The organism is Streptomyces sp. NBC_00038 (assembly GCF_026343635.1).
In the GTDB taxonomy this organism is placed as follows: Bacteria; Actinomycetota; Actinomycetes; order Streptomycetales; family Streptomycetaceae; genus Streptomyces.
Genome location: NZ_JAPELQ010000001.1, coordinates 4,721,167 through 4,747,860 on the forward strand (window position 1 = coordinate 4,721,167; position 26,694 = coordinate 4,747,860).

Here is a 26,694-nt window from a genome sequence, read left to right on the forward strand (position 1 = left end):
AACGCCCGTTCGGCAGCCCTCGGGGGAGTTGCTGAACGGGCGTTCCCGACCCGCGGACCGTCAATTCCACAGGAGTTCTCAACCATGAGTGACGCCAAGAAGGACCAGGACCTCACCACGCAGGACAGCCACTCGCCTGCCCCGCCCAGCGATGAAGAGATCACCACGCTGGACAGTCACTCACCCGCTCCGCCGAGCGACGACACCATCACCACACTCGACAGTCACTCGCCCGCACCGCCGAGCGACATCACCACACTTGACAGCCACTCACCCGCCCCGCCAGCGCTGGACCTGGACAACAAGTAGACCTTCATCTCGACGGGGATCGGCCGCGGTGGCGCGGAGGGGGAGCCACCGCGGCCGAGGCATGTCCAGGACACGCCCAGCAGAGGTTCAAGCCAATCCATGGCGGGAACCGTTCGAGCCCCTCGAACAATCGCCCCCCCTGCCGCTAGCGTCACTTGGTGTCCGGCAGTCCCCTCTCCCACAGGAGCTGGAATGACCCGTACCAAGAAGATCGTCGCCACCATCGCCCTGGTGCTCGGCGCCACCGCCGCCGCCGCGAGCCCGGCACTGGCCGACAACCACGCACCCGTGAGCCCGCAGGACACCGTCGTGGCCCCGCTGGACAACCACGCCCCGTAACTCAGCCACTCCCCGATGGGGCCGAGCCGAACAAGCTCGGCCCCATCGCCGCCTCCAGCCCCACCGGCGCAAGGCCTCTCTATTCCCGCAACCAGCCGCCCGGTCCCCCGGCAGCAGGGACGCCGTGAATGACCGCAGGCCCCGGCTCCACCCCCTCCAGCGCCAAACGGCTGCGCGCTGGAGTCAGTGCCTCTCCGCCGCGCGTTAGTAGGGGCGGGCAAACAGCGCGATGAGACGCGACAGCAAAAGCGCACCCCTACGCCTCCTCCAGCTCACACCACACCATCTTGCCGGCAGCCCCCTGCTCCACGCCCCACCGCAGCGCCACCGCGTCGAGCAGCGCCAGGCCTCGCCCGGACTCGTCGTCGCCCGTGGCGCACACGAGGACGGGAAGGGCTCGCGGGTCGGGATCGGCGACCTCGACCCGCGTCCGGCCTTCCGCACGCACCACCCGTACGCGGACCGGCGTGCCCTCCCCCAGGTGCCGGATGACGTTGCCGACCAGCTCGGTGACGCACAGCTGAACATCGACACAAGGCGCGTCCAGGTACTGGCGCACGGTACGACGCAGGTCGGGAACGGCCTTGGGGAAGGCGAGCAGGTCGAGCTCAAGATGCGGCGGCGCGTTCACCGTTCGGCCGCCTTCCGGAGCACCGCGGTGAGCGTGAGCGCGGTGGCCGTGCTGCAGTTGCCGAGTGCGACCAGTCCCGCCGGAGACGGATACGTACCCGCGAAGCTCGGCAGGTCCACGCGCAGAGAGGGGAGCGTGATGCCGTGGGCGGCGAGGGCGGCGCGGAGTTCGTCCACGCGGCGTTCCACGTCGTCGGCGGTGGGGGGGATCGGCGGGTTGGGGGTCTTGCATGGGATACGCCTCCGGTGCGTGCGTCCGTACGTTCCGTGATGAACCAGTCACACGGTGACGTGAAGTTGCGTACCGTAAAAGGGGTTTGGGCTCCCTGGCGCGAACTGTGGAACTGGGCACGGCAGTTGTGGAATGGGCGGAAAGCCATGGTTCGGCGTAAGGACATCGACGGCTCGGAAAGCGTCCCTACCTTCTACGGCAAGGAGTTGCGGTGGAAGCGGGAGGAGTCCGGACTCACCCTTCAGCAATTGGTCGAGGGGAGCTTCTACGGCCAGAGTCACCTCAGCGAGATCGAGCGCGGGGAGCGTCGCATGCCGCGCGACCTGGCAGAGCACGTGGACCAAGTCCTCAAGACCGACGGCTTCTTCGGGCGCCGCTGCGAGGACGTCCGCAAGGCCCGCAGGGCAGGTCACGCCTGGTACTTCGAGAAAGTCCTGGAGGCCGAGAAGCACGCCGAGGTCATCGAGGAGTGGTGCCCCACCCTCATCCCCGGGCTCCTCCAGACCGAGGCGTACGCCCACGCCGTCGTCCGGTCCTCACATCCCCTGGAACCGCAGGAGAAGACGGACACGAAGGTCTACGCCCGGCTCGCGCGCGCTCACCTCCTCGAGGGCGACCACACGACACCCGAGTACTGGGCGGTCCTGCACGAGTCCCTGCTCCGGCTCCCCATCCTCCCGTCGGCGGAGATGGCCGAGCAGCTCGATCACATCGCCTCGTTGGCCCGTCGACGCCGGATCACGCCACAGATTCTTCCGTGGAATTGCGGGGCGCATCCCCTGATGCTCGGTGCCATTACGGTCTTGGCCTTCCCCGACGCCCCGCCACTGGTCTACACGGAGTCGTCCTACAGCGGCGATACCGTCGACGATCCGGCCCTCGTGAAGCAGTACCGCAAGGCATACGATCGGCTCAGGGCCGCCGCACTGCCGCCAGAGGCGTCCCTCACCCTGATCGAGCAAGCGGCTGAGGACTACCGAAATGGCCAGCACCGACTTTGACTTGAACACCGCGCGCTGGAGGAAGAGCAGCTACAGCAACGGCGACGGCGGAAACTGCGTCGAGGTCGCCCCCGGCCTCCCCGGAGTAATCCCCGTCCGCGACTCCAAGTCCCAGACGGGCCCCGTACTCCTCTTCTCGGCCACAGCCTGGACCCCTTTCCTCTCAACCCTGAAACACCACCCCACAAGCCACGCGTAGACGATTGGCAGATTCGTCCCACCTACCGTCGCGAAAACGCCTGGTGGCGCATCCCACCCCTGGGACACATCTGCCAATCCCCTCAACACCCGGCCCGGCCTCAGTTATCCACAGGGGCGAGTGGGGGTGGGGGTGATGCGGGAGAGTGGAGGTGTGGAGCGGGTGGCGTTGGGTGGGATTGTTGATGACGGGGTTTTGCTTGTCTCGCGTGCTCTTGAGGGTGGGTGGCCTAGGCAGAGTCTCTTCCGGAAGCTTGGGGCGGAGGGGTGGACCCGGGTTCGGGCCGGGGCCTGGGCCGAGCCGGGGCGAAGCGTGGATCTTTCCACCCGGCTCCGCGCCATGCAGCTACTCAAACCGCAGCTCGTGATCAGCCATCGTTCGGCGGCCGCGCTGTGGGGAATCGAGGTGCTGAACCTGCCCCAAGGAGCGACGCAGAGGACGACGGCACGGGGGACGACTCCACAGGGGGCGGCGCAAGAAACAGCCCTGGAGTTCTGCGACCCGAGTCTGTCCATCCGGCGGGAGGGCAAAGGAGTGCGCGTGTACCGGCTGCCCCTCACGCGGGGCGATGTGGTGGAGCTAGGGAGCCTGCGGATCACGGGTATCGGCCGCACGCTCGCGGATCTGCTGCGAGCCGGGCCGAGGGACGACGCGCTCGTCGCCACAGAGTCGGCCCTCACCTGGCGCAGGGTCGACGGAATCCGCCGCGCACCACTCACACTCGCGACGTGATCGCAGCCGCGTTGGAAGCTCCTCTGCTCGGGGCAGCCAGGGCCCGCCGTCGGCTGAAGCTCGCCGACCCGTACGCCGGCTCACCCGCAGAGACAATGGCACGTCTGCGCATGCACGACGCGGGCCTCCGTCCGGAGCCCCAGGCCGAACTCCTCACCCCCGGCGGCCGCCGTTGCCTCCTGGACTTCCTCTTCCGGGCCGAAGGTCTGGCCGTCGAGATCGAGGGACACGCCTATCACGGCACCCGCGAGTCCCACCACCGGGACATCGCCCGCTACAACCAGGTCCTCCAGTGCCCGGAGGTCCGTCTCCTCCTCCGATACACCGCGGCGGACGTCTTCGGACGCCCCGCCCAAGTCATCGAGGAGATCCACGCCGCCCTCATCAAGCTCGGCACGCTCCCCGAGATCCGCGCGTTCCCCGGCTCAGGAAGCACGGAAACATAGCTTCCCCTTGCTCGGCATGGGCTCAGTCGCCGCCTGCGCCCATCCCTCGCAACGTGTCGTTGATCGCGTCGTCACCAATAGCCGGTCCACCAAGGTCGGGGAGGTCCAGCAGCCCCATCGGGTCGGTCCTGAAGGCGTACACGGGCCGCCCCGTACGAACCCCGTCACGCAAACCGTGGGGAACAATGTCCCCTATCGGCACGCCGTCCTTGGTGATGGTGACGGTCTCCCCCGCCTCGACCCGGGCCATGACCCGCGAGGCCTGCCGGCTGAGATCCCGGAGCGGGATTTCCCTGTGACTGCCCATGGCCAGGACCGTATTACGCGTTCCACACCCTCTGTGAGGCATGCTGAAAAGTCTCGCCCCAGGTCACCCCCTGGCCCGTATAACCCCTCACCGCCCCCGCAACTCCCCCTTCACCACCTTCCCACTCGCATTCCGAGGCAGCTCCCCCACGAACTCCACCACCCGCGGCACCTTGTAGTTCGCCATCTCGCGCCGCGACCAGGCGACCAGGTCGTCCCCGGTGACCACAGAACCCCGCCGGCGGACCACATACGCCTTACCCACCTCCCCCAGCCGCCCGTCCGGAACCCCGATCACCGCCACATCGGCAACGTCCGGATGCAGCCCCAGCAGCTGCTCTATCTCGGCGGGGTACGCGTTGAAGCCGCCCACGATGAACATGTCCTTGATGCGGTCGGTGATGCGGAGGTTGCCGGCGCCGTCGATCACCCCCACGTCCCCCGTCCGCAGCCAGCCGTCCGTTCCCAGAACGGCGGCCGTCGCCTCCGCGTCCTCGAAGTAGCCCTGCATGACGTTGAAGCCGCGGACCAGGATCTCCCCGGGGGAACCCGGCTCAAGAGGCGCCCCAGTCGGCCCGACCACCCGTACCTCGGTGTCCGGGATCGCCCGCCCCGAGGTGGAGGCGATCACCGTCGGGGCGTCTCCCCGGCGGCACATCGTGACGATGCCGCTCGCCTCGGACAGCCCGTACGCGGTCAGGACGGTCTCGATCTTCAGCTCCGACTTCAGGCGTTCCACGAGGCGGAGGGGGACCACGGCCGCGCCCGTCACGACGAGCCGGAGGGCGGAGAGGTCGTGCGCGTCGCGGGAGGGGTGGTCCAGCAGGGACTGGTGGAGGGTCGGGGGGCCAGGGAGGACCGATATTCGTTCCGAGGCGACATTGGCGAGGACCGTGTCGACGTTGAACACCGGCTGCGGGACCATCGTCGCGCCGCGCATCAGGCAGGCGATGATCCCGGCCTTGTAGCCGAAGGTGTGGAAGAAGGGGTTCACGATCAGGTAGCGGTCGCCCTCGCGCAGGCCCGACAGTTCGCTCCACACGGCATACGCGCGAAGCGTCTGCGCGTGGGTGATCACCGCGCCCTTCGGACGGCCCGTCGTCCCGGACGTGAAGACGATGTCGGAGGGGGAGGCCCCGGAGAGGGCGGCCTCGCGCTCCCGTACCTCGGCCGCTCCCACCCCCTCCCCGCCCGCGAGGAAGTCCTTCCAGGTACGGAAGTCGGCGGGGGCGTCGTCCGAGAGCACGACCACCTGTTCGAGGTGCGGGAGGCCGGGGAGCGGGCCCGCGCCCTCCCCCTCCCCCGCGGCCCGCCGCAGCGAGGCCACGTACGAGGTGCCGAGGAAAGTGCCCGTCACGAACAGCAGCCGGGCCCGGCTGCGGGCCAGTACGTACGCCGCCTCCGTCCCCTTGAAGCGCGTGTTCAGCGGGACCAGGACGGCCCCCGCCGACACCGCGCCCAGGGCGGAGACGATCCAGTCGAGGGTGTTCGGAGCCCAGATGGCCACCCGGTCGCCCATCCGCACCCCGCTCGCGAGACAGGCCGCGGCCGCGCGTTCGACGCGGGCGCCCAGCTCCTCGTACGAGATGCGCGTACGTCCGTCGACGACCGCCTCGACGTCGGCGTACCGTTCGGCCGCCGACCGGACCAGTCCCGGGATGCTGCCCCACTCCAGGTCTCCGCGCATCTCACGCCTCCCTGCACCCGAAACCCACTAGCTGACTGACCGTCAGATTAGCTGTAGCCTGACGCCCTGTCAGCAGTCGGGACTCCGTGCGGAGGTGCGCGCACATGGCAAGGACCGCGACAAGAGCAACGAAAAGGGCCACCCCCAGGACGATGCCGGGGATCAAGGACGCCACGGCTATCGTCGGGATCGGCCAGACCGACTTCGCCAAGCAACTCCCCGAGTCCGAGAAGACCTTGGCCTGTCGTGCGATCCTCGCCGCCCTCGACGACGCCGGGATCGCGCCCGCGGAGGTCGACGGGCTCGCCTCCTACACGATGGAGGAGACGGACGAGGTGGAGGTGGCGAAGGCCGTCGGGTTCGGTGACCTCAGCTTCTTCAGCAAGGTCGGGTACGGCGGCGGGGGTTCGTGCGCCACCGTCGCGCATCTCGCCGCCGCGGTCGCCACCGGGCAGGCCACGGTCGGCGTCGCCTGGCGGTCACGGAAGCGGGGTTCCGGTCCCCGCCCGTGGAAGAACACCACCGTCCAACTCCCCACCCCCGCCCAGTGGACCCGCCCCTTCGGGCTGCTCAGGCCGGCCGACGAGATCGGCATGCTCGCGCGCCGCTACATGCACGAGTACGGCGCGACCCGCGACCACCTCTTCAACGTCGCCCTCGCCTGCCGCAACCGCGCCAACCAGAACCCGGCCGCGATCATGTACGAGCGGCCCCTCACCCGCGAGATGTACATGACCTCCCGCTGGATCAGCGAACCCCTCTGCCTCTTCGACAACTGCCTCGAAACGGATGGGGCGTTGGCGTGCGTCGTCGTCTCCGCCGAGCGGGCACGCGACTGCCGGCGGCGGCCCGTGTACGTCCACTCCGCCGCCCAGGGCCTGCCCGCCCAGCACCACGGCATGGTCAACTACTGGAACGACGACCCCCTCACAGGGCCCGCCTGGACCGCCGCCCGACACCTGTGGAAACACGCCGACTTCACGCCGGAGGACGTGGACGTCGCGCAGATCTACGACGCGTTCACGCCCCTGATACCGCTCTCCCTGGAGGGGTACGGCTTCTGCGGGAAGGGCGAGGGCGCGGGGTTCACGGAGGGCGGGGCGCTGGAGATCGGGGGGCGGCTGCCGATGAACACGGGGGGAGGCGGTCTCTCCGAGGCGTACGTGCACGGCTTCAACCTCATCAATGAGGGAGTGAAGCAGTTGCGGGGCACGAGTACCGCCCAGGTGCCGGGCGCCGCCACCTGTCTGGTCACGGCCGGCGAAGGTGTCCCGACTTCCGCTCTCCTCCTGAGGAGTTGACCGACGATGAACGACGACGAGACCACCCTCCTCTCCCCCGTCCCCGACGACGACGGCGCCCCCTTCTGGCAGTACGCCGCCCAGGGCGAACTCCGGATCCAGGCCTGCGCCGACTGCGGCGAACTCCGCTTCCCGCCCCGACCCTGCTGCCCGCACTGCCACTCCTTCGCCAGCGAGTGGCGGAAGATGATCGGGAGGGGGCGGGTCTGGTCGTACGTCGTCCCGCATCCGCCGCTGCTTCCCGCCTACGCCGCGCAGGCCCCGTACAACGCGATCGTAGTTGAGCTCGTGGAGGCCCCCCGGATACGGCTCGTGGGGAATCTGGTGAGCGGGCCCGGCGCGCCGCTCAACTCCGTTGCAGTGGAACGGATTCGGATCGGTGCGCGCGTGCAGGCCGTGTTCACCGAGGTCACCGACCTCGCCGGGGTGTCCGTGCCCCGGTGGGTTCTGGAGCGGTCATGAGCGGCAGCGGCGGTGGTCTGCGCGTCAGCGTCGACAAGGACTCCGGGGTCGCCGTCCTCACCCTCGACCGGCCGGAGAAGCTCAACGCCATCGATCTCGGACTGGCGGCGGAACTCGCCTCGGCGTGGCGGGAGTTCCGGTTCGACGACTCCGTACGAGCCCTGGTCATCACCGGGGCGGGTGAGCGGGCCTTCTCCACGGGGCTCGATCGGGGTGCCGACGTTCCGCAGCCCAACTCCCCCTACATGGTGGACGATCCGCTCGTCGCGATCGGGCCGAAGGCCAACGACCTGTGGAAGCCGGTGATCGCCGCCGTGAACGGGATGGCCTGCGGGGGTGCCTTCTATCTGCTGGGGGAGTCGGAGTTCGTCGTCGCGGACGAGACGGCTACCTTCTTCGATCCGCACACCACGTACGGCATGGTCAGCGCGTACGAGTCCATCTACATGGCGCAGCGGATGCCGTTCGGGGAGGTGGCGCGGATGGCGTTGATGGGGACCGCCGAGCGGGTGTCCGCGCGGCGGGCGTACGAGGTGGGGCTGGTGTCGGAACTCACCGCGTCCGGTGGGGCGTTGGCGGCGGCCGTGTCGTGCGCCGCCGTCATCGCCTCGTATCCGGCCGAGGCCGTGCAGGGCACCGTGCGTGCCCTGTGGTCGGCGACGGAGGTGGCCCGCACCCAGGCCCTCGCCCACGCCCCGTACCTCGTCTCCCTCGGCAACCTGCCGAACGAACACCAGGCGAGCCTGTTCACCGCCCGGCGATCGGCTTTCAGGACCCGCTGATGGGCGGGGGCTGGGGGTGGGTTTTTTCGCCCCCTCCGCCCCTACCCGTCCCGTTCCTGGGGCTCCGCCCCAGACCCCGCTCCTCAAACGCCGGAGGGGCTATTTCCAGCCCGTCCGGCGTTTGAGGACGAGGCCGTTCAGGCCGACAGCGGGGGTCTGGGGGCGGCAGCCCCCAGGAAGCAAGGGACGGGTAGGGGCGGAGGGGGCGAACAAACCCCTACACCGTCCTCGCCGTCCCCGTCCCCTTCTCCGCGTCCAACGCGTACACGCACCGGTCCTTGCTGCACGCGTACACGACCCCGTCCTTCACGACCGGAGCCCCGGTGATCTCACCCCCGGTGGCGAGCTTCCACCGCAACCGCCCGTCGTCCGACTTCAGCGTGTACAGCAGATGGTCGGTGGAACCGAAGTGGATGCGGCCGTCGGCGACGGCCGGGGCGCCGACGAGGTCGCCGCCCGCCTGGAAGCGCCACTTGGGGGTGCCGGTGACGGCGTCGAGGGTGTAGAGACCCTTGCCGCTGCCGACGTGGACGTGACCGGCGGCGACGAGGACCGGCTCGATCGAGGCGCGGGACTCGGTCGCGATACGCCAGCGGTCGCGACCGTCGGTGGCGTCGAGGGCGTACACGGTGCCGAGGTAGTCGGCGAGGTAGACGCCACCGCCGGTGACGGCGGGACCGGGCGCGAAGGCGGGCGGGCAGAGGAAGACCGCGGGGGCCTCGAAGTGCCAGCGGACGTGCCCGTTCGCCACGTCGATGGCGAGGACCCGGGTGCCCGCGGAGACGTACACGTATCCGTCGGGCGCCGAAGCGATCCGCACCGGCACACCCCCGCAGGAGGCCGCGTCACCGATCGGATAGGACCAGCGCTCCTCGCCGGTACGGGCCTCCAGGGCACGCAGCCGGGCGTCCTGCCAGACGTACACGGTGCCGTCGTGGACGGCGGGCCCGGCCTCCGGGGACTCGAAGTCGGTCTGGGCGCCGCTGATCTCCCACAGCTTGTGGCCGTTGGCGGCCTCCCAGGCCTGTACGCCGCCGCCGCGCGTGCCGGTGACGACGGTGCCCCGGTCGGCCTTGAGGGAGTACACCCAGGCGTCGGTCGACAGACGCCACAGGTCACCGCCCTCCCGGGCGTTCAGGGCGAAGAGGGTGGGGCCGTCGGAGGCGTGGATACGTCCGTCCGCCACCGACATGGACCAGGCCACGTCCCGCGTCTTGAAACGGCGCCGGCCCGTCGCGACGTCCAGGGCGTGCACCTCGAAGGAGGTGACGTAGACGAGGTCGTCGGCGACCGCGGGCGTACCCCAGACGTCGTTCGACATACGGAAGCGCCACGGCCGCCAGCCGGCCGGGGAGTCCGGCGCGGGGGGCGCGGCGACGGGCGCGGGGTCCGCGCCGTTCACGCCGGCGCGCGGCCGGGACCAGGATGCGGCGAGGCCCGCTTCCGGAGGGGGTGCCTTGACGGCGGCGGCGCGGGCGTCGGCGACGCGCGGACCTGGGCCGATGGGCACCTGGCCGCCCGCGAGGCGCACGGGGCCCGTGTCGGGCGCCCCGACGGGCACGGGGGCGTGCGAGGGCGGGGGCGGGACCGCTCCGCGCCCCCCGCTACGGCCGCCGGACGACGGTTTCGCGGGCGGACGGCCTCCGCGGCGCGCCTCGATCAGGCTCACCGCGCGCTCGGGCAGCCACGCCGACGCCGTACCGCTGTCGTCGGATCCGGAGCCGAAGAGGTGCGGTGCCAGCTGGGCCTGGAGGTCGGCGGGGTTGGGGCGGCCGGTCGCCTCCATCTGCATGCAGGACTCGATGAGCGGGCGCAGCTCGTCGGGCAGGCCTTCGAGGTCGGGGCCCTCCCTGAGCAGCATGAAGACCGTCTCGACGGGGTTCGCACCGTGGAAGGGGGCGTGGCCGGTGGCGGCGAAGACGAGCATCGAACCGAGCGAGAAGACGTCACTCGCGCCGGTCACGCTGCGCGAGTCCTTCGCCTGCTCGGGCGACATGTACGCGGGCGTACCGACGGCGACGTTCGTCATGGTCAGACGGGTGTTCGAGACGCCAGAGGCGATACCGAAGTCGATCACTCGCGGTCCGTCCTCGACAACCAGGACGTTCGAGGGCTTCAGGTCGCGGTGGACGAGCCCGGCGCCGTGGATGGACTGCAGCGCCTCCGCCACGCCCGCCGCGAGCCAGCGCACCGCCTGGGCCGGCATCGGCCCGCACTCATTCACTATTTCTTCGAGCGAGGGCGCGGGCACGTAAGCGGTGGCCAGCCACGGCACGGCAGCTCGCGCGTCGGCGTCGACCACGGCCGCCGTGTAGAAGCCGGACACGGCCCGGGCCGCCTCGACCTCACGCGAGAAGCGCACCCGGAACAGTTGGTCCTCGGCGAGCTCCGTCCTGACCGTCTTGATCGCCACCCGCCGGCCGGAAGCCGAGCGCGCGAGATAGACCAGCCCCATGCCGCCGGCACCCAGCCGCCCCAGCACCTCGAACGGCCCGATCCGACGCGGATCGTGCTGCGTCAGCTGATCCACCACTTGCCTGCCACCTCCCCGTACGAGCCACGTCATCCACGTAATGAACGCGGCCCCGTGCAGCGTCTCACCACCGCACCGCCATGGCGGCACGCACCCCGATTCTTCCTGTCCGAGCCGATGGTTGCGAACCCGGGGGCGGATCGGGGTGTCCTGGGGCAAAATGACCGCACGTTTCGGGCACCGCCAGCCCATGGCCCGGTCAGGACCCGGTCAGGAACGGCCTACAGCCGATGCTCCACGTCTATTACAACCGCCGCGCCACGGCTAGGACCGCTGAAGTACGGCGAACGACGCCCCCTGATTGTCGGTGACCACCGCCACCCGTCCGTACGACGTGTCGAAGGGTGCAGCCTGGACACGGCCGCCGAGCCGGTTCACCGTCCCGAGTACGGCGTCGCAGTCCTCGACGCCGAAGTGGACGAGGAAATGCGGCGGCATCTCGGCCGGGAAGACGTCGGACACCGGGGCCCGGCCGAAGTCGGGGGAGGCGTCGGCGCCGAAGAGCGCCTCCAGGAAGAGGGTGCCGTAGAACTGGTCGACGGCCGCCATGTCGCGGGCGTACAGCTCGGCCCAGCAGAAGGTGCCCGGCTCGTACCGCTTGCCGAAGCCGGGGTGGGTGCCGGCCTGCCAGAGGCCGAAAACGGCGCCCTCCGGATCGGCCGCGAGAGCCCTCGTGCCGAAGTCGCGCACCGGCGTCGGCGCGGTGATCACCTGGCCGCCCTCCGCCCTGATCCGGTCGGCGAGCGCGGCGGCGTCCGGCGTCGCGAAGTACACCGTCCATACGGTGGGCATCCGGCCGTCCCGCTTGGGTACCAGGGCGGCGACCGGCTCACCGTCACGGTGCGCCCGCACGGCCCCCACCGCCCGAGCCCCGGGTTCGTCCGGGTGGTGGCCCCCTTCGAAGGTCCACCCGAACAGCTCGCCGTAGAAGCGCTTGCCCGCCGCGACGTCGGCGAGCTGCGCGTCGACCCAGCAGGGGACGCCCTCGGGGAAAGCGGCGGGTCCCTCGGGCAAAGCGGCGGATTCGGCCATGCGGCCAAGCTAACGGGCCTTCACGCATCCCGCAGAGCATGCGCATCCCTTTGTGCACGGGCACACGGGCCCCCGCGCGAAAGGGCGACCCGCACCCTGTGTGAACAGGCACACGCACCCCTGTGATGAGCAGCCGCACCCCATTTGCAGTCGGCCGAATCGCGCTCCGATCACCCCTCGGTAAGCTGACGGCATGACAGGACAAGTACGTACCGTCGACGGCCGCGTGGCCGGGCGGCGTGGGCAGGCGACCCGGCAGAAGCTGCTGGAATGCCTCAGCGAGATGCTCAGCTCCTCGCCCTACCGTGACGTCAAAGTCATTGATGTCGCCCGTAAGGCGGGCACTTCACCCGCGACCTTCTACCAGTACTTCCCGGACGTCGAAGGCGCCGTCCTGGAGATCGCCGAGCAAATGGCCGCGGAGGGCGCCGAGTTGACCCAACTGCTCGACGGGCGTTCCTGGGTCGGCAAGGCCGGCTGGCAGACCGCGCAGGAACTCGTCGACGGCTTCCTGGAGTTCTGGCGGCGGAACGACGCGATCCTCAGGGTCGTCGATCTGGGCGCCGCCGAGGGCGACAAGCGGTTCTACAAAATCCGTATGAAGATCCTGAACTCCGTGAACAACTCCCTTACGGACACGGTCACCGAGCTCCAGTCCAAGGGCAAGGTCGACAAGGACGTGAACCCGGCGGCGATGGCCGGTTCCCTCGTCGCCATGCTCGCGGCGGTGGCCTCGCACCAGAAGGGGTTCCAGTCGTGGGGCGTCAAACAGGCTGAACTCAAGCCGAATCTGGCGCTGTTGGTGCACCTCGGCGTGACCGGCAAGAAGCCGACGAAGTAGCACCCCACACCTATTTTGCAACTCCTGTCATGCAGGCGGCAGTCCACCGATGCGGGCTGCCGCCTGCTGCGCTGTTTGGGCGGAGGGTGCGGGCGGGGGGCTCGGCTCAGCGCCGCACGATCCGGAACAGCCGGATCTCCCGGTCGACCCGCTCCTGATACGTGACGTACGGCGGCCAGAACGCCACCGCCGCCTTCCACGCCGCGTCCCGCTCCTCCCCGTCGAGGAGATGGGCGGTTACGGCGATGTCCTCGCCCTTCCAGCTGATCTCAGCGTCCGGATGCGCGCGGAGATTGGCGGTCCAGGCGGGGTGATCCCGCCGCCCGAAGTTGGAGCCGATGAGGATCCAGCTCACCGGACCGGCACCGCCTCCGGAGGTTCCGGCGCCTGTGGAGTCCTCGGGCATGCACGCCAACGGCGTACGCCGCTCCACCCCGCTCCTGGCGCCACGCACCGTGAGGACGACCCCCGGCAGCATCTGCGCGCTGAGCAGCACCTTGCCGCGCGTCAGCCGGTGCACCACCCGGTCCAGGGCGGGGATGAGATGCGGCGCGATCCGCGCGAACATCGGGGTCGAGGACACCTTCTGCACCAGCCGAACCCCTGGAACCCTGCGCGCGGCCATCAGACGGTCACCTCCGCGCGACCGCCATGGCCGCCATCATCACAATCGAACAGGCGTGCCACTTCGGCGGCGTACCCCCGTAGCCGATGCACCGGCCCGAAGAGCGATTCGTCGCCCGCCGCCCGCTTGAAGTACAGGTGGGCGTCGTGTTCCCAGGTGAACCCGATGCCGCCGTGCAGCTGGATCCCCTCCCCTGCCGCGCGGCGCAGCGCTTCCAGGGCCTGCGCGAGGGCGAGCCCGCCGACCCGCTCACCACCGGCACCTCCGTCGGTACCGGTACCGGCCGCCCAAGCCGCGTAGTACGCCGCCGACCGCGCCGCCTGCACCTCCACGTACACATCCGCCAGCCGGTGCTTCACCGCCTGGAACGACCCGATCGCCCGCCCGAACTGCTCCCGCTGCCGCACGTACTCGACCGTCCTCTCCAGTGCCCGGTCGGCGGCGCCCACGGCCTCGGTGGCGAGCACGGCGGCGGCCATGTCCCCGACACCGGCGAGCGCGCCGGTCACATCGGCGTCCTCGTCACCCAGCAACTCGGCCTCCACATCACGGAGTTCGATCCGGGCCTGGGGCCGCGTCTCGTCCAGGGACGTCTGCCGCACCCGTACGAGCCCTGCGCCCCCGTCCCGTACGAGATACAGCAGTGTCCGCGACCGTGCGAACCCCCCTGTGTGCGCAGCCACCACAAGCAGCCCCGCACTATGTCCGTCGAGCACCTGTGCCGCCTGCCCATAGAGACGCCACGTGCCATCGACCCGTCGCGCCTGTACGCCACCCGCGCGACCTCCCCCTGCCCAGTCGCCGCCGTTGTCGCCCACCAGCCCGAGCGCCGTCGCGAGCGCGGCGCCCGGCACCGCGAGGGCGGCGGTCAGCTCGCCGGAGGCGAGGCGGGGCAGCAGCTCGGCGCGCTGGGTCACGGTGCCGAGGGCCAGCACCAGCGGGGCCGCGAGTACGGCCGTGGCCAGGAGTGGAGAGGGAGCGAGCGAGCGGCCCGACTCCTCGCAGGCGAGGGCCAGTTCGGTCGCCGAGCAGCCGACACCGCCGTACGCCTCGGGGAGGGCGAGCCCGGGCAGCCCGAGCTGTCGCGCAAGCGCCTCCCAGAGCGCGGGGTCGTACCCGGCGGGCGTCAGCACGGCCGCCCGCAGGTCTTCCGGACCGCAGCGCTTGAGCAGCAACTCCCGCAAGGTGCGGCGGATCTCGTCCTGTTCGGCGGTGAAGCTGGCATCCATGGGGGGCTCCTCCGGATCTGACGGAGCGTCATGTTAGGGCTGCGGCAGCCAGATGCACAGGCCCGCGACGGCCTCCCCCGCCCACATTGTCTGATGTACCGTCAGATTCATGACGCCAGGAACTCCAAGGACTTCCGGTAAGGGCAGACGCAAGGTCGCCGTCGTCGGCATATCCCTCTCCGACTGCGGCCGCATGGAGGAGGCGACGCCGTACGCCCTGCACGCCCAGGCCGCCCGCCGCGCGCTGGCAGACTCGGGGCTCGGACGCGAGGTGGTCGACGGTTTCGCGTCGGCGGGTCTCGGCACGCTGCCGCCCGTCGAGGTGGCCGAGTATCTGGGGCTGCGCCCGACCTGGGTGGACTCCACCTCCGTCGGCGGCTCCACCTGGGAGGTCATGGCCGCCCACGCGGCCGACGCGATCGCGGCCGGCCACGCGAACGCCGTCCTGCTGGTCTACGGCTCCACGGCCCGCGCCGACATCAAGGCGGGCCGCCGCACCGGCAACCTGTCCTTCGGCGCCCGGGGTCCCCTCCAGTTCGAGGTCCCCTACGGCCACACCCTCATCGCCAAGTACGCGATGGCCGCCCGCCGCCACATGCACGAGTACGGCACGACGCTGGAGCAGCTCGCCTCGGTCGCCGTGCAGGCCCGGGCGAACGCGGCGGCGAACCCGGAGGCGATGTTCCGCACCCCGGTCACCGTCGACGACGTCCTGTCGGGCCCGATGATCGCCGACCCCTTCACCAAGCTCCACTGCTGTATCCGCTCCGACGGCGGCGCGGCGGTCCTGCTTGCGGCCGAGGAGTACGTACGGGACTGCCGTACCGCCCCTGTCTGGGTCCTCGGCACCGGCGAGCACGTCTCGCACACCACCATGTCCGAGTGGGCGGACTTCACCGTCTCCCCGGCGGCGGTGAGCGGCCGCCTCGCCTTCTCCCGCGCCGGGGTCCGCCCGGACGAGATCGACCTGGCCGAGATCTACGACGCCTTCACGTACATGACGCTGGTCACGCTGGAGGACCTCGGCTTCTGCGAGAAGGGCGAGGGGGGCTCGTTCGTGGACGCCGCGAAGGGCCGGTTGCTGGTGGGCGGGGAGCTGCCGGTCAACACGGACGGGGGCGGGCTGTCCGCCCAACACCCCGGGATGCGGGGACTGTTCCTCCTGGTGGAGGCGGTACGGCAGTTGCGCGGAGAGGCCGGCGAACGCCAGGTACGGAAGGCCGGCGGGCGCCTGCCGGAGCTGGCGGTCGCCTCCGGGACGGGCGGTTGGTTCTGCTCTTCGGCGACGGTGGTGCTGGGGCGGGGGTGAGTCGCGGCCGGCTGATGGAGGTGAGTCGCGGCCGCCTGACGGCGGGAGTCCCGCCCGGCTCCGTGGTCCGGTTCCGGCCGCTTGCGAAGACGTACAGGCGCAGCACCAGGAAGCGTCCGATTCCGGCCAGCCCGGAGGCGCTGAGGTAGACGATCTGCTCCGTCAGCATCCCGGGCGAGGCCTGCACCAGGTGCAGTACGAGCATCGCCGCGGAGGTCACCGCGAAGGCGGCCGCGGCCGATCCCGCGGACTGCCAGTGCTGGCGCCATCCGGCATGCCGCCCGGCCCCGAAGGTGAAGCGTGCGTGCAACTCCGTGCAGAGGAGGGTGGAGGCGACGGTGATCACCGCGTTCGCCAGGGCCCAGGGCAGCACCCCGGCGAGCCCTGCCACGGCGGCGCTGGAGAGCACCCCGACACCGCCGCCGAACAGGACGAACCGCGCGAAGGAGGCGAGCGGTCCCGGTCTGTGGAGGGCCGGGGCGACCGGGGTCACCGAGGTCACCGGGAGCCGGCGTACGACGCTCGGGCCGGTCTTCTCCGCCGGCTCGGAACCCCGCGCCGCGAACGCCGTCTCCGGCTTCGACAGGAGCAGCGCTGTCATGGGGGATTCCTTCCGGGGACCGTGAACCTCTGGGACCAGTTGCGTTCAGCTGAGTTCAGTTGAATTCAGCCGGGATCAACTGGGTTCAACGATGTCGTCACCCGCTCCTCAGCACGAGGAGGCGGACTCCCGAACCCTTGGTGGAGCTAGCCCCACCATGGGCCGGGGGTCACCCGAGAAGTTCCTGTTAGAGGCCAACCCCGCCGGGCACCCATCGATTCCGGAATACGAAGAGGTACGGGTCACGCTGAATCGGACATCAACTGTTCGCAGCCAGGAGGAGACCGACATGGCCCTGCCCCGCGAAGAGCGCGAAGCCTTTCTCGCCGAGCCGCACGTCGCCGCGTTCTCGGTCGACGCGGGGGCGGGAAGGGCCCCGCTGACCGTGCCGATCTGGTACCAGTACGAACCCGACGGCACCGTCTGGATCATGACAGGGCTCGACTCCCGCAAGAACGAGCTGATCGAGACGGCGGGCCGGTTCTCCCTGATGGTCGACCGGCTCGAACCCACCATCCGGTACGTGTCGGTCGAGGGGCCTGTCGTCGACACGGCCCCCGCCACCCGCGAACAGCTCCAGGAGATCTCGGCCCGCTACCTCCCGGCCGACAAGGTCGATGCCTACGTCGACTCCGCCTGGAAGGAACACGGCGCGCAGGTCGTCGTCCGCATGCGTCCGGAGCGCTGGGTCTCGTCCGACCTCGGCTCGTTGTGAGATCTCCCGGTGAGTAGGGGTGCGAGCGGGGTAGGTGGACCGCACGTGACAATCAGGCCATGAGTGCCGACGCGTCATCCGAGTTCGTCCGCCTGCTCCGGTCCCAGCGGGTCTGGGACACCGAGCTGCCCCCCTTCGATCCGGGCGCGGCACCCGACGAGCCGCTGCCGCTGTTCGAGCGGTGGTTCGCGGAGGCGGTGGCGGCGGGCCAGACCGAGCCGCACACGGTGTCCCTCGCCACGGCGGACGAGGACGGGCTGCCGGACGTCCGTACGGTGATGCTGCACGGGGCGGACGCCGAGGGCTGGTCCTTCGCGTCCCACGCGACGAGCCGCAAGGGCCGGCAGCTGGCGGCCCGCCCGTACGCCGCCCTCGGCTTCTACTGGCCCTCGCAGGGACGCCAGATCCGCCTCCGCGGACCAGTCACCGTCGCCCCGGCCGAGGCGGGCCAGGCGGACCTGCACGCCCGCTCCACCGGCGCACTGGCCGCCGCCCTCGTCGGCCACCAGAGCGAAGTCCTCCCATCACAGGAGGAGCTGGAACGCCGCTCGGACGCGGCCTGGTCCCAGGCCCAGCGCGAACCCACCACCCCCGTCCCCACCTGGACCCTTTACCACCTCCGCCCGGACGAGGCGGAGTTCTTCCAGGGAGACGCCCGTAGACGCCACGTACGCCTCAACTACCGCCGAACAGAGCCCGGTTCGCCATCCGGCTGGATCAAGGAGCTGCTGTGGCCGTGATGTCGTGCGCGGTGAACTCGTACGTCGCGAAGTCCGCCACCGGCTGGTAACCGATCCGCTGGTAGAGGCCGTTGCTGGTCGGGTTGGCGAGGTCGGTGAAGAGCAGCACCTCGTCGACGCCCGAGGCGAGCGCGGCGCGGCTGACCTCCACGGTTGCGGCACCGGCGTATCCGCGGCCACGGAGGTGGGCGGGGGTGTACACGGGGCCGATGCGGAGCTGCCCGGCGATCGGGCGGGTGGCACCGGCCATGGCGGCCGGGGTGCCGTCGGGGGTCTCCCAGAGCGTGATGCCGCCGTAGGCGATCCGGTCGTCGGCCCAGGTGCCGCTGTCGCGGGGCCCGTGTTCACCGACGGCCTCGGCGAACTCTCCGTGCCAGGCTGTGAGTCGAGACCGATCCGCCTCGCTCGCGACCCTGGCCCGGCCGGGCGGGGCGGGCTCCGGCGCCGTCAACGTGCCGAGGCGGTACAGGCGCTCCCGCCGTCGCAGCACTGCCGCCGCTCCCGTGCGCCGCTCCCAAGCCTCGGCGAAGGCCGCGGCGGTCTCGCGGTCGGCAGTGACACCGGGCAGGCTGTGCCCGAGATCCGCCAGCCGGTCGGCGAGCGCGTCCGCGTCCTGCCCGGACAGGGACGTGAGGTTCGGCCTGCGCGGCGGCGTACGGAAGAAGGCCGCCCGCACGGCACCTGCCCGCTCCAGCAGACCGAAGACCGGCACCCCGTCCCCGTACGCATGTGGCCCGAGCCTGCGCAAGGTCTCGGTCACGGTGAGCGGCACGGTGTGCCGCGCGGGATGCGAGCGGAGGAAGCCTCCGGCGCGGTCCAGGAAAGCTTCGAGGTCTTCGGTGAGGGTCCAGTCTGCGGTGAGTTCTCGCTCAGCAGGGCGCATGTCTTATTTTCCCGCACGCGCCTCTTCAGCGCCTCCGAATTCCAGGGCACAGGCGGTGCGGGGCCGCCGGCTCGTACCTACGCCACGCCCGGCGGCTCCGCATCCGAAGCGATCCGCCCATGCAGATGCACATCCCGGAACGCGTCATGCCGCCCCGCCTCGAACATCGCGCCCCGCAGCGTCCCCTCGTACCGGAACCCGCAGCGCTCGGCGACGTGGCAGGACGCGTCGTGGCCGAGGGCGTGGCCCAGTTCCAGGCGGTGCAGGCCGAGGTCGGTGAAGGCGAAGCGGGTGGCGAGGAGCAGGGCGCGGGTGGCCACCTGGCGGCCGCGGGCCTCGGGGAGGACCCAGTAGCCGACGCGGGCGCAGCGCACGACGTGGTCGATCTCGTTGACGCCGATGTGCCCGAGCAGCTCGCCGGTGTCCGCCTCCGTGACACAGAACGACACCCCGCTCCCGTCCACCGCGGCCCCCGCACGCGCACGCAGCGACTCACGGGCGCCGTCGATGTCCCGCACCATCCTCAGCGGCGTGTTCCACCGCTGGAACTCCGGGTCGGACAGCCCGCGCAGCCACGCCGCGACATCGACGTCGGACTCCGCGTTCCAGGAACGCAGCCGAAGCCCGTGCCCGCGCTGCTCCGGGAAGGGATGGATGGCGTAATGCTCGTGGACGTCGGCCATCACCCCATTGAAACCCCTCAGCCCGTACGACCCCCACCCGGGGCGCAACCATCGACCACGCACTCACCCACACAAGGGGCCGCAACACCTGCCGTGCACACGCCTACGACCCACCCCGCGCACGACTCACCCCCAGGGCCGGAACACCGGCACGCACACGCCCCCCACCCCCCGGAACGTCACGTCCAGCCCCATCCCCACCCGCAGCGCCCCCTCCCCGCACTCCACGACCTCGGTCATCATGCGCGGACCCTCCGCGAGATCGACGACCGCTGCGACGTACGGGACGCGCTCGCCGAACGGCGGGAGGTCGTTGCGGTGGACGACGGACCAGGTGTAGAGCGTGGCGCGGCCGCTCACCCGCTCCCACTCCACGTCCTCGCTCCAGCAGTGCGGGCAGAACTCCCGGGGGTAGTGGTGGGCCCGTCCGCACCCCCCGCAGCGCCGCACCAGCAGCCGGCCCTCCGCCGCCGCGTCCCAGTACGGCCGTGTGAAGGCGTCCACCTCAGGCAGATCGAAGCGCGCGCCACTCACGAGAACAGCCCGAACCCGATACGGAGCACGGCCGGCCGCTCCGCCCCACTGAGCCAGTTCGTGTCCATGCCCGAACCTCCTGCCGACAAGACGCATCTGACGGTACGTCAGTTCAACGCATCGGAGAGCACCTACGCAAGAGGCGTACACACCCACGCCCACACTCCGCCGCGAGTGTCCCCCTCCACACCCCGCACACAACCAGGTGACCTACGCCACCAGCCCCACCCACTCCTCCTACAGCCGTGATCAGTTCGCAACCGATTCCGGGCTTGACCGAGACCTATCAATTGACCACGTGATTACGCTCGCGCTCATGGCCGACTCCACTGCTTCCTCGACGCCCCACCCGGTGCCGTCCCACGAAGACCGCCCCGTGTACGTCATCGGCGGCGGCCCCGGCGGACTCGCCGCGGCGTACGCGCTGCGCGCGCAGGGCGTACGCGCCGTCGTGCTGGAGAAGTCCGAGCGGGTCGGGGCGTCCTGGCGGCGCCACTACGACCGGCTGCACCTGCACACCACCCGGCGGCTGTCCTCGCTGCCGGGGCTGGCGATGCCGCGCGCGTTCGGGCGGTGGGTGTCGCGGGACAACGTGGTGCGCTACCTGGAGAAGTACGCCGAGTTCCACCAGCTGGAGATCGTGACGGGCGTCGAGGTCTCGCGCATCGAACCCGCCCCGGGCGGCGACGGCTGGCTGCTGCACGCCACCGGCGGCCGTGAGCTGACGGGCAGCGCGGTGGTCGTCGCCACCGGCTACAACCACACGCCCCACATCCCCGACTGGCCCGGCCGCGACGGCTACACCGGCGAACTCCTGCACGCCGGCGACTACCGCAACCCCGCCCCCTACACCGGCCGCGACGTCCTCGTCGTCGGCATCGGCAACACGGGCGCCGAGATCGCCGTGGACCTGATCGAGGGCGGCGCCTCCCGCGTGCGCCTGTCCGTCCGCACCGCGCCGCACATCGTGCGCCGCTCGACGGCCGGGTGGGCCGCCCAGTTCACGGGCATCGCCGTACGGCGGCTGCCGGTCGGCCTCGTCGACCGCCTCGCAGGACCGATGGCCAAGCTGAGCGTCCCGGACCTGTCCGAGAAGGGGCTGCCCCGCCCCGACACCGGCCTCTACTCGCGCGTCAACGAGGGCTCCATCCCCGTCCAGGACGTCGGTCTCATCGACGCCGTCCGCAAGGGCCGGGTCGAGATCGTGGCCGCGGTGGACGGCTTCGAGGACGGCAAGGTCGCCCTGGCCGACGGGGACCGGATCGGCCCGGACGTCGTGATCGCCGCGACCGGTTACGTCCGCGCCCTGGAGGGTCTCGTCGGCCACCTCGACGTGCTGGACGCGCGCGGCCGCCCGGTCGTCCACGGCGCCCGCACCCCGAGGAACGCACCAGGCCTCTACTTCAGCGGTTTCACCAACCCCATCTCCGGAATGTTCCGCGAACTGTCGATCGACGCGGAGAAGATCGCGAAGGCCGTCGCCCGCAACTCCCCGACCCGGAAACCGTCCTCGGCCGCACACTGACCCGATCACCTCCCTGACGTAGGGACTCTCAACTTCCTGATGTACCCGGGGTGTTACTGGTGCGTCAGATGTGGCGAGAGTGCTGTACCGATCCAGCCACGGGGGCCAGAATGCGAGCCCTGCTCACTTTCCAGCTCCATCCACCTCGCGCATTCGACGGAGGATGAACGTGGCCCGAGAAAGACAGCTCTCCCGGCGCTCCCTGATCGGCGGCGCCGCCGCGACCGGTGTCGCCCTCACCGGTGCAGCCGCCGGCACCGCGTCCGCGGCCACCCGCGAAGCCGACGTCGCCGTCGTCGGCGGCGGGCTCGCCGGACTCACCGCAGCCCGTGACCTGGTGGCGGCGGGCAGGACAGTCGTCGTCCTGGAGGCCCGCGACCGCGTCGGCGGCCGGGTCGTCAACCTGAAACTGGCGAACGGCGGTGTCACCGAAGGCGGCGGCGAGTTCATCGGCCCCACCCAGGACCGCATCAAGGCCCTCGCCGACGACCTGGGCGTGGCGACCTTCGCCACGTACAACACCGGCAAGAACGTGCTCTACAAGGACGGCAAGCGCACCCCGTACGCCACCGACGGCCTCCTCGGCTCGGTCCCGCCCGTCGACCTGGCCGGGCTCGCCAACGCCGCCGCCCTGCAGGCCATGCTCGACGACATGGCCACGAAGGTGCCCGTCGACGCACCCTGGACCGCCGAGAAAGCCGTCGAGTGGGACCAGCAGACCTTCGAGACCTGGCTGAAGGCCAACGCCGTCATCCCCTCGGCGAAGTTCCTCCTCGACGTCGCCTGCACCTCCCTCTTCTCGGCCAAACCCCGCGAACTCTCCCTCCTCTACGTCCTCTTCTACATCGCCTCCGCGGGCAACGCCTCGACCCCCGGCACCCTGGAACGCCTCACCGAGACCGCGAACGGCGCCCAGGAGACCCGCTTCGTCGGCGGCTCGCACCAGGTCCCGGTGAAGCTCGCCGCCACCCTCGGGGACCGCGTGGTCCTGAACGCGCCCGTCCGCTCCATCACCCTCTCCGGCGGCCGGTACACGGTGACGGCGGACGGAGTGAGTGTCAGCGCCCGCCGCGTCGTCGTCGCCCTGCCACCGCCGCTGGCCTCGCGCATCTCGTACGACCCGCTACTGCCCGCCGACCGCGACCAGCTCAGCCAGCGGATGCCGATGGGCTCGGTCGGGAAGGCCGTGGCCGTGTACGACACCCCGTTCTGGCGCGCCGACGGCCTCAACGGCCAGGTCGTCAGCGACACCGGCGCGGTCCGCTCCACCTTCGACAACTCACCGCAGGACGCCTCCTACGGTGCCCTGATGGGCTTCATCGAGGCCGACGAGATGCGCGCGTTCGACTCGGCCACGGCCGACGAGGTCAAAGCGGCCGTACTGAAGGACTACGTCACCTACTTCGGTGACAAGGCCAAGTCCCCCACCTCCTTCGTACTCCAGCGCTGGGACAACGAGGGCTTCTCCCGCGGCGGCCCGGTCGCCTACGCCCCGCCCGGCGTCCTCACCCAGTACGGCCCCGCCCTCCGCCGCCCCACCGGCGGCATCCACTGGGCCGGCACCGAGACCTCCACCTACTGGAACGGCTACATGGACGGCGCCGTCCGCTCCGGCGAGCGGGTGGCGAAGGAGATCCTGGCGGTGCTCTGACGGGCACTTCGGACGGCCCCGGATACTCATGAGCGTCTGCCCATGAGCGTCTCTCTGCCAGTGAAGCGGCGAGCCACGTGGTGCCCGCCGAGCGGTCTGCGCCCGGCGGGCACCACGTCCGCGACCGGTCAGGACACGGTGCGCTCGGCGAGGACGCGTCCGGACAGGCTGTGTACCAGTTCATCCGCGGCGTGCAGGGTGCGGACCGCGCCGAATATGTAGAAGTCGGGGCAGACCGCGCCGCAGGGCCAATGAACGCCGAGGCGTCAGGAGCCCATCATCTCGTGCACCAGAGGTGCCACCTGGGTGCCGTACAGCTCGATGTTGGTCATGAGCGCGTCGTGCGGCATTCCGTTCATGCCGTACTTCAGGTCGAAGCGCGTAGCGCCGAGTTCCTTGAGCGTCGCCGCGATCTTGCGGGCCACGGTTTCGGGGGATCCGACATGCAGCGCGCCGCCGGGGCCCACGTCGCGCAGGAGGCTCTCGCGGGTGGGAGTGCGGAAACCGCGCTGCGCGGCCACGCTACGGATCACGGCTTCGAAGGCGGGCAGGAATTCCTCCTGCGCCTGCTCGTCCGTGGCCGCGACATGGCCGGGCGCATGAATGCCGACGGGCCGCCGGGGCTGTCCGAACTTCTCCAACGCCTGCTGGAACAACTGGGAGAACGGCGCGAACCGGCCCGTGTCGCCCCCGATGATCGCGAGCATCAGCGAGAACCCGTACCGGGCTGTTCGGACGACCGACTGGGGGCTGCCGCCGACGCCGACCCAGGTCGGGATCGCTCCCGACTCGCTGTGCGGGTAGATGGCGAGGCCGTCGAGCGACGCGCGGGTCCTGCCCGACCAGGTGACCGGCTTCTCCCGCAGCAACTCGGCGAAGAGGCCGAGCTTCTCCTCGAACAGCTCCTCGTAGTCGTTCAGGTCATAGCCGAAGATCGGGAAGGACTCGGTGCTCGATCCCCTGCCGAGGATCACCTCGGCGCGACCGCCGGAGACGCCGTCGAGGGTGGCGTAGCGCTGAAAGACCCGGACGGGGTCGTCGGAGCTGATCACCGTGACCGCCGAGCCCAGGCGGATACGTGACGTGCGTGCCGCGACGGCCGCGAGCACGATGTCGGCGGCCGACAGCGGCATGGACTCCGTGTGGTGCTCGCCGATGGCGAAGTGGTCCAGGCCGACCTGGTCGGCGAGGACACCTTCCTCGACCAGACCGCGAATGGTCTGGCCGTGCGTGAGCGGTGCGCCGTCGGCGTCGTTCGTCACGTCACCGAACGTGTCAAGGCCGAGCGTGATGTCTCCGTCACCGGTTCGGTCGATCGAGTGGTCGGTCATGGTCGTGCTCCTCGGGTTCTCGCGCCGGCGCGCATCAGCAGGCGGGTCAGGTCGCGAAGTGCCGCAGTGCGCTGATGAGTTGGGTCAGGTCGGCGCCCTCGACGTGGTCGAGGATGTGGCGCCGGACGCTGGCCAGGTGGGCGGGCCATGCCTGTTCCAGCCGGGCGAGGCCCGCATCCGTGAGGACGGCGTTCCACCCTCGGGCGTCCTCGGCGCACCTGACCCGTTCGACCAGCCCCTGTTTCTCCAGGCGGGTGACGATGCGGGTCATCCCGCTCAGCGAGAGGGTGCCGGTGGCGGCGAGCTCGCTCATGCGCATCAGCCGGTGCGGGGCCTCGGACAGAAACATCAGCGTCGTGTACTCGGAGAGTTGCATGTGCTGCTCTCGCATCATGTCGGCGTCGACCACGCGAGGAAGGGCGATCATCACCCGGCTGAGCTCGCGCACGAGGGCTTCCTCGTCCGTACTCATGGGTTGCAGTGGCTGCTCGGAGGTCGGCATGCCTCCCATCTTACTTGTTTGACGAATCAAGGGCTATGTGATTACTTGACGGAACAAGCATATTCGCGGATGGATCAATGGGAAGGCGTAGCGCTATGACCAAGATCGGGATCATCCTCGGCAGCACCCGCCCCGGACGCAACGGGGCGGCCGTCGCCCAGTGGGTGCACGAGGTCGCCGCACAGCGCACCGACGCGGAGTTCGAGCTCGTCGACCTGCTCGACTACAAGCTCCCCCACCTCGACGAGGCGTACCCGCCGTCGCTGGGCCAGTACACGCAGCCGCACACCCTGAGCTGGGCCAAGAAGATCGCCTCGTTCGACGGCTACGTCATGGTGACGCCGGAGTACAATCACTCCACCTCCGGTGCGCTGAAGAACGCCATCGACTTCCTCTACGCCGAGTGGAACAACAAGGCCGTCGGGTTCGTCAGCTACGGCTCGGCCGGCGGCACCCGCGCCGTGGAGCACCTGCGCCTGATAGCCGGCGAACTCCAGATGGCCGACGTGCGCGCCCAGGTCGCACTGTCCCTGTTCACCGACTTCGAGAACTTCAGCGTGTTCAAGCCCACCGACTTCCAGCGCAACGCACTCACCACCACGCTGGACCAGGTCGTGGCATGGAGTCAGACATTGGCCCCGCTGCGCGCCGGCTGAGCTCACGCCCTGTGAGGTGAGGGCGAGGTCCCGCTGGATGTCGGTCGGCGTCCGAGCCTTGAGGGCCGCTGTTTCCGAATTCCCTCGCCCCCGTTGGCCTTTGACCGCGGTGTCGGCTGGTCGCCACGTTCACGACCAGCATCGACCGGCCGGGCACGACGCCGGAGACCGGGCGCCGCAAGGACGTCTGTGACCCGGCGATCTGCGGGCTGAGGGGAATCGCCGGTTCGACGAGATCGGCCAGTCAGATCTGGTTTCGCCGCAGCAGGGCGGCCGCTTCGGCCGCCTGTGCCGTGACGTCAGCGGCCGCGCGAGCGGCTCGTCCGGACACCCGCCAGGCGAGCATGCTCAGCGCGGTGGCCGGTGCTGGAGGAAAGATGCCGAGCTGGCCCAGCATGGTCATGTCGTCGCGCACCGCTTCATGTCGGACCACCCTGCCGTCGCGGATGTCGAGAACGTGAATCTGCTCGAAGTCGATTTCGCGCCGCGTGGGGGGTATGGCCTGGTCGAGGGCGCCGTCGCGGAAGCGGACGAACGGGCCGGTGTGGTGGCCCTGCATACGCAGCCGCACCCAGACCTGGTCGTCGTTGCCGGTCATACCGACGACGGGGAAGCGCAGGTCACTGAAGGCCGACCGCATCCATGCACCCGAGGCGAGAACCCCCGCAGGCCCGGGAAGTGAACAGGCCGGGGGCGACACGGCCGCTTCGCGGTTGTGGAAGTCGTCGCCCACCACGTCGGCGGCCAGCGCCGGATCACCCGTCACGAGGATCTGGAAAAGTCCCTCGGCCAGACCCCTGGCATCTATTCCCATTGCGTTCATTCCTCTCGCGACTGGAGAATCTGTTTCGCTCGACGATCACACGCGGCAAAGCTGT

At 70.3% G+C, this 26,694-nt stretch carries 31 protein-coding genes and 1 pseudogene; 17 read left to right on the top strand and 15 right to left on the bottom strand.

The window, feature by feature from the left end:
- Nucleotides 1-84 precede the first annotated feature (84 nt).
- Together OG219_RS21185 and OG219_RS21190 are read left to right on the top strand one after the other, a co-directional pair.
- Nucleotides 85-309 (top strand): sigma-like protein, encoded by a 225-nt coding sequence (locus OG219_RS21185; protein WP_266828754.1) that lies wholly within the window; start codon nt 85-87, stop codon nt 307-309.
- A gap of 192 nt (nt 310-501) precedes the next feature.
- Nucleotides 502-648, top strand: coding sequence for a hypothetical protein (locus tag OG219_RS21190; RefSeq protein WP_266828755.1), 147 nt, complete (start codon nt 502-504; stop codon nt 646-648).
- 256 nt (nt 649-904) lie between these two features.
- Here OG219_RS21190 and OG219_RS21195 read toward each other — a convergent pair whose 3' ends face one another.
- Entirely contained in the window at nt 905-1,279 is a 375-nt protein-coding gene (locus OG219_RS21195) for an ATP-binding protein (RefSeq protein WP_266828757.1), read from the bottom strand.
- On the bottom strand, nt 1,276-1,488 hold the full coding sequence (locus tag OG219_RS21200; RefSeq protein ID WP_266836170.1) for a hypothetical protein: 213 nt from the start codon (nt 1,486-1,488) through the stop codon (nt 1,276-1,278). The genes OG219_RS21195 and OG219_RS21200 overlap by 4 nt, the downstream gene beginning before the upstream one ends.
- A 168-nt stretch (nt 1,489-1,656) precedes the next feature.
- Between OG219_RS21200 and OG219_RS21205 the strand changes: the two genes are divergently transcribed.
- The 4 genes from OG219_RS21205 (at nt 1,657) to OG219_RS21220 (ending at nt 3,888) form a co-directional block, all read left to right on the top strand.
- The gene (locus OG219_RS21205; RefSeq protein WP_266828759.1) at nt 1,657-2,511 is read left to right on the top strand and encodes a helix-turn-helix transcriptional regulator; all 855 of its coding nucleotides are present in this window, start codon (nt 1,657-1,659) and stop codon (nt 2,509-2,511) included.
- On the top strand, nt 2,492-2,710 hold the full coding sequence (locus tag OG219_RS21210) for a DUF397 domain-containing protein (protein ID WP_266828761.1): 219 nt from the start codon (nt 2,492-2,494) through the stop codon (nt 2,708-2,710). Before OG219_RS21205 ends, OG219_RS21210 begins: the two co-directional genes overlap by 20 nt.
- Nucleotides 2,711-3,022: 312 nt before the next feature.
- Nucleotides 3,023-3,442 carry a hypothetical protein gene (locus OG219_RS21215; protein ID WP_266828763.1) on the top strand — a complete coding sequence of 140 codons (420 nt, stop codon included), beginning with the start codon at nt 3,023-3,025 and terminating at the stop codon, nt 3,440-3,442.
- Nucleotides 3,439-3,888, top strand: coding sequence for an endonuclease domain-containing protein (locus OG219_RS21220; protein WP_266828765.1), 450 nt, complete (start codon nt 3,439-3,441; stop codon nt 3,886-3,888). Before OG219_RS21215 ends, OG219_RS21220 begins: the two co-directional genes overlap by 4 nt.
- A 22-nt stretch (nt 3,889-3,910) precedes the next feature.
- Here the strand turns inward: OG219_RS21220 and OG219_RS21225 are convergent, their stop codons facing one another.
- Both OG219_RS21225 and OG219_RS21230 read right to left on the bottom strand, forming a co-directional pair.
- Nucleotides 3,911-4,195 (bottom strand): type II toxin-antitoxin system Phd/YefM family antitoxin, encoded by a 285-nt coding sequence (locus tag OG219_RS21225; RefSeq protein ID WP_266828767.1) that lies wholly within the window; start codon nt 4,193-4,195, stop codon nt 3,911-3,913.
- An 87-nt stretch (nt 4,196-4,282) separates the two neighbouring features.
- Complete coding sequence (locus OG219_RS21230) at nt 4,283-5,881, bottom strand: FadD3 family acyl-CoA ligase (RefSeq protein ID WP_266828769.1); 1,599 nt, start codon at nt 5,879-5,881, stop codon at nt 4,283-4,285.
- A 152-nt stretch (nt 5,882-6,033) separates the two neighbouring features.
- Between OG219_RS21230 and OG219_RS21235 the strand changes: the two genes are divergently transcribed.
- Genes OG219_RS21235 through OG219_RS21245 form a run of 3 tightly spaced genes read left to right on the top strand, consistent with a single transcriptional unit; the run spans nt 6,034 to nt 8,426 of the window.
- Nucleotides 6,034-7,182, top strand: a complete 1,149-nt coding sequence (locus OG219_RS21235) for a lipid-transfer protein (protein ID WP_266828771.1) — start codon at nt 6,034-6,036, stop codon at nt 7,180-7,182.
- 6 nt (nt 7,183-7,188) lie between these two features.
- Nucleotides 7,189-7,644, top strand: coding sequence for a Zn-ribbon domain-containing OB-fold protein (locus OG219_RS21240; protein ID WP_266828773.1), 456 nt, complete (start codon nt 7,189-7,191; stop codon nt 7,642-7,644).
- Nucleotides 7,641-8,426, top strand: a complete 786-nt coding sequence (locus OG219_RS21245; RefSeq protein WP_266828775.1) for an enoyl-CoA hydratase/isomerase family protein — start codon at nt 7,641-7,643, stop codon at nt 8,424-8,426. The genes OG219_RS21240 and OG219_RS21245 overlap by 4 nt, the downstream gene beginning before the upstream one ends.
- A gap of 217 nt (nt 8,427-8,643) precedes the next feature.
- Here OG219_RS21245 and OG219_RS21250 read toward each other — a convergent pair whose 3' ends face one another.
- Together OG219_RS21250 and OG219_RS21255 are read right to left on the bottom strand one after the other, a co-directional pair.
- Complete coding sequence (locus OG219_RS21250; RefSeq protein ID WP_266828777.1) at nt 8,644-10,959, bottom strand: PQQ-binding-like beta-propeller repeat protein; 2,316 nt, start codon at nt 10,957-10,959, stop codon at nt 8,644-8,646.
- A 264-nt stretch (nt 10,960-11,223) separates the two neighbouring features.
- Complete coding sequence (locus OG219_RS21255) at nt 11,224-11,991, bottom strand: VOC family protein (RefSeq protein ID WP_266828779.1); 768 nt, start codon at nt 11,989-11,991, stop codon at nt 11,224-11,226.
- A 193-nt stretch (nt 11,992-12,184) separates the two neighbouring features.
- On the opposite strand from OG219_RS21255, the gene OG219_RS21260 reads away from it, so the two are divergent.
- Nucleotides 12,185-12,832 carry a TetR family transcriptional regulator gene (locus OG219_RS21260; protein ID WP_266828781.1) on the top strand — a complete coding sequence of 216 codons (648 nt, stop codon included), beginning with the start codon at nt 12,185-12,187 and terminating at the stop codon, nt 12,830-12,832.
- Between the two features lie 106 nt (nt 12,833-12,938).
- On the opposite strand, the gene OG219_RS21265 is transcribed toward OG219_RS21260, so the two are convergent.
- Both OG219_RS21265 and OG219_RS21270 read right to left on the bottom strand, forming a co-directional pair.
- Nucleotides 12,939-13,457, bottom strand: a complete 519-nt coding sequence (locus tag OG219_RS21265) for a nitroreductase family deazaflavin-dependent oxidoreductase (RefSeq protein WP_266828783.1) — start codon at nt 13,455-13,457, stop codon at nt 12,939-12,941.
- Nucleotides 13,457-14,686 (bottom strand): acyl-CoA dehydrogenase family protein, encoded by a 1,230-nt coding sequence (locus OG219_RS21270; protein WP_266828785.1) that lies wholly within the window; start codon nt 14,684-14,686, stop codon nt 13,457-13,459. Before OG219_RS21270 ends, OG219_RS21265 begins: the two co-directional genes overlap by 1 nt.
- Nucleotides 14,687-14,795: 109 nt before the next feature.
- Between OG219_RS21270 and OG219_RS21275 the strand changes: the two genes are divergently transcribed.
- The gene (locus tag OG219_RS21275; protein WP_266828787.1) at nt 14,796-15,995 is read left to right on the top strand and encodes an acetyl-CoA acetyltransferase; all 1,200 of its coding nucleotides are present in this window, start codon (nt 14,796-14,798) and stop codon (nt 15,993-15,995) included.
- 67 nt (nt 15,996-16,062) lie between these two features.
- Here the strand turns inward: OG219_RS21275 and OG219_RS21280 are convergent.
- Nucleotides 16,063-16,404: pseudogene (locus tag OG219_RS21280) on the bottom strand (GtrA family protein); the annotation flags it as partial.
- Here OG219_RS21280 and OG219_RS21285 point away from each other — a divergent pair.
- The 3 genes from OG219_RS21285 (at nt 16,334) to OG219_RS21295 (ending at nt 18,051) form a co-directional block, all read left to right on the top strand.
- Nucleotides 16,334-16,621: a hypothetical protein gene (locus OG219_RS21285; RefSeq protein WP_266836433.1), complete on the top strand. Its 288-nt coding sequence runs from the start codon at nt 16,334-16,336 to the stop codon at nt 16,619-16,621. The pseudogene OG219_RS21280 and the gene OG219_RS21285 sit on opposite strands and share 71 nt — an antisense overlap.
- Nucleotides 16,622-16,885: 264 nt before the next feature.
- Nucleotides 16,886-17,311: a pyridoxamine 5'-phosphate oxidase family protein gene (locus OG219_RS21290; RefSeq protein WP_266828789.1), complete on the top strand. Its 426-nt coding sequence runs from the start codon at nt 16,886-16,888 to the stop codon at nt 17,309-17,311.
- A gap of 59 nt (nt 17,312-17,370) precedes the next feature.
- A complete protein-coding gene (locus tag OG219_RS21295; RefSeq protein ID WP_266828791.1) occupies nt 17,371-18,051 on the top strand; it encodes a pyridoxal 5'-phosphate synthase in 681 nt (226 codons plus the stop codon).
- Here OG219_RS21295 and OG219_RS21300 read toward each other — a convergent pair.
- From OG219_RS21300 to OG219_RS21310, 3 genes are all read right to left on the bottom strand, one after another.
- Nucleotides 18,029-18,934, bottom strand: coding sequence for a GNAT family N-acetyltransferase (locus OG219_RS21300; protein ID WP_266828793.1), 906 nt, complete (start codon nt 18,932-18,934; stop codon nt 18,029-18,031). The genes OG219_RS21295 and OG219_RS21300 overlap by 23 nt on opposite strands.
- A gap of 77 nt (nt 18,935-19,011) precedes the next feature.
- On the bottom strand, nt 19,012-19,617 hold the full coding sequence (locus tag OG219_RS21305; RefSeq protein ID WP_266828795.1) for a GNAT family N-acetyltransferase: 606 nt from the start codon (nt 19,615-19,617) through the stop codon (nt 19,012-19,014).
- Nucleotides 19,618-19,743: 126 nt separating this feature from the next.
- On the bottom strand, nt 19,744-20,151 hold the full coding sequence (locus OG219_RS21310; protein WP_266828797.1) for a Zn-ribbon domain-containing OB-fold protein: 408 nt from the start codon (nt 20,149-20,151) through the stop codon (nt 19,744-19,746).
- A gap of 316 nt (nt 20,152-20,467) precedes the next feature.
- Between OG219_RS21310 and OG219_RS21315 the strand changes: the two genes are divergently transcribed.
- Nucleotides 20,468-21,676: an NAD(P)/FAD-dependent oxidoreductase gene (locus OG219_RS21315; RefSeq protein ID WP_266828799.1), complete on the top strand. Its 1,209-nt coding sequence runs from the start codon at nt 20,468-20,470 to the stop codon at nt 21,674-21,676.
- 163 nt (nt 21,677-21,839) lie between these two features.
- Entirely contained in the window at nt 21,840-23,327 is a 1,488-nt protein-coding gene (locus OG219_RS21320) for an FAD-dependent oxidoreductase (protein ID WP_266828801.1), read from the top strand.
- Between the two features lie 266 nt (nt 23,328-23,593).
- Here OG219_RS21320 and OG219_RS21325 read toward each other — a convergent pair whose 3' ends face one another.
- The gene (locus OG219_RS21325; RefSeq protein WP_266828803.1) at nt 23,594-24,658 is read right to left on the bottom strand and encodes an LLM class flavin-dependent oxidoreductase; all 1,065 of its coding nucleotides are present in this window, start codon (nt 24,656-24,658) and stop codon (nt 23,594-23,596) included.
- A gap of 46 nt (nt 24,659-24,704) precedes the next feature.
- Complete coding sequence (locus OG219_RS21330) at nt 24,705-25,160, bottom strand: MarR family winged helix-turn-helix transcriptional regulator (RefSeq protein WP_266459811.1); 456 nt, start codon at nt 25,158-25,160, stop codon at nt 24,705-24,707.
- A 95-nt stretch (nt 25,161-25,255) separates the two neighbouring features.
- Here OG219_RS21330 and OG219_RS21335 point away from each other — a divergent pair, with 95 nt between their 5' ends.
- Complete coding sequence (locus OG219_RS21335; protein ID WP_266828805.1) at nt 25,256-25,816, top strand: NADPH-dependent FMN reductase; 561 nt, start codon at nt 25,256-25,258, stop codon at nt 25,814-25,816.
- Nucleotides 25,817-26,060: 244 nt separating this feature from the next.
- Here OG219_RS21335 and OG219_RS21340 read toward each other — a convergent pair whose 3' ends face one another.
- Nucleotides 26,061-26,630 carry an ester cyclase gene (locus tag OG219_RS21340; protein ID WP_266828807.1) on the bottom strand — a complete coding sequence of 190 codons (570 nt, stop codon included), beginning with the start codon at nt 26,628-26,630 and terminating at the stop codon, nt 26,061-26,063.
- Nucleotides 26,631-26,694 lie beyond the last annotated feature (64 nt).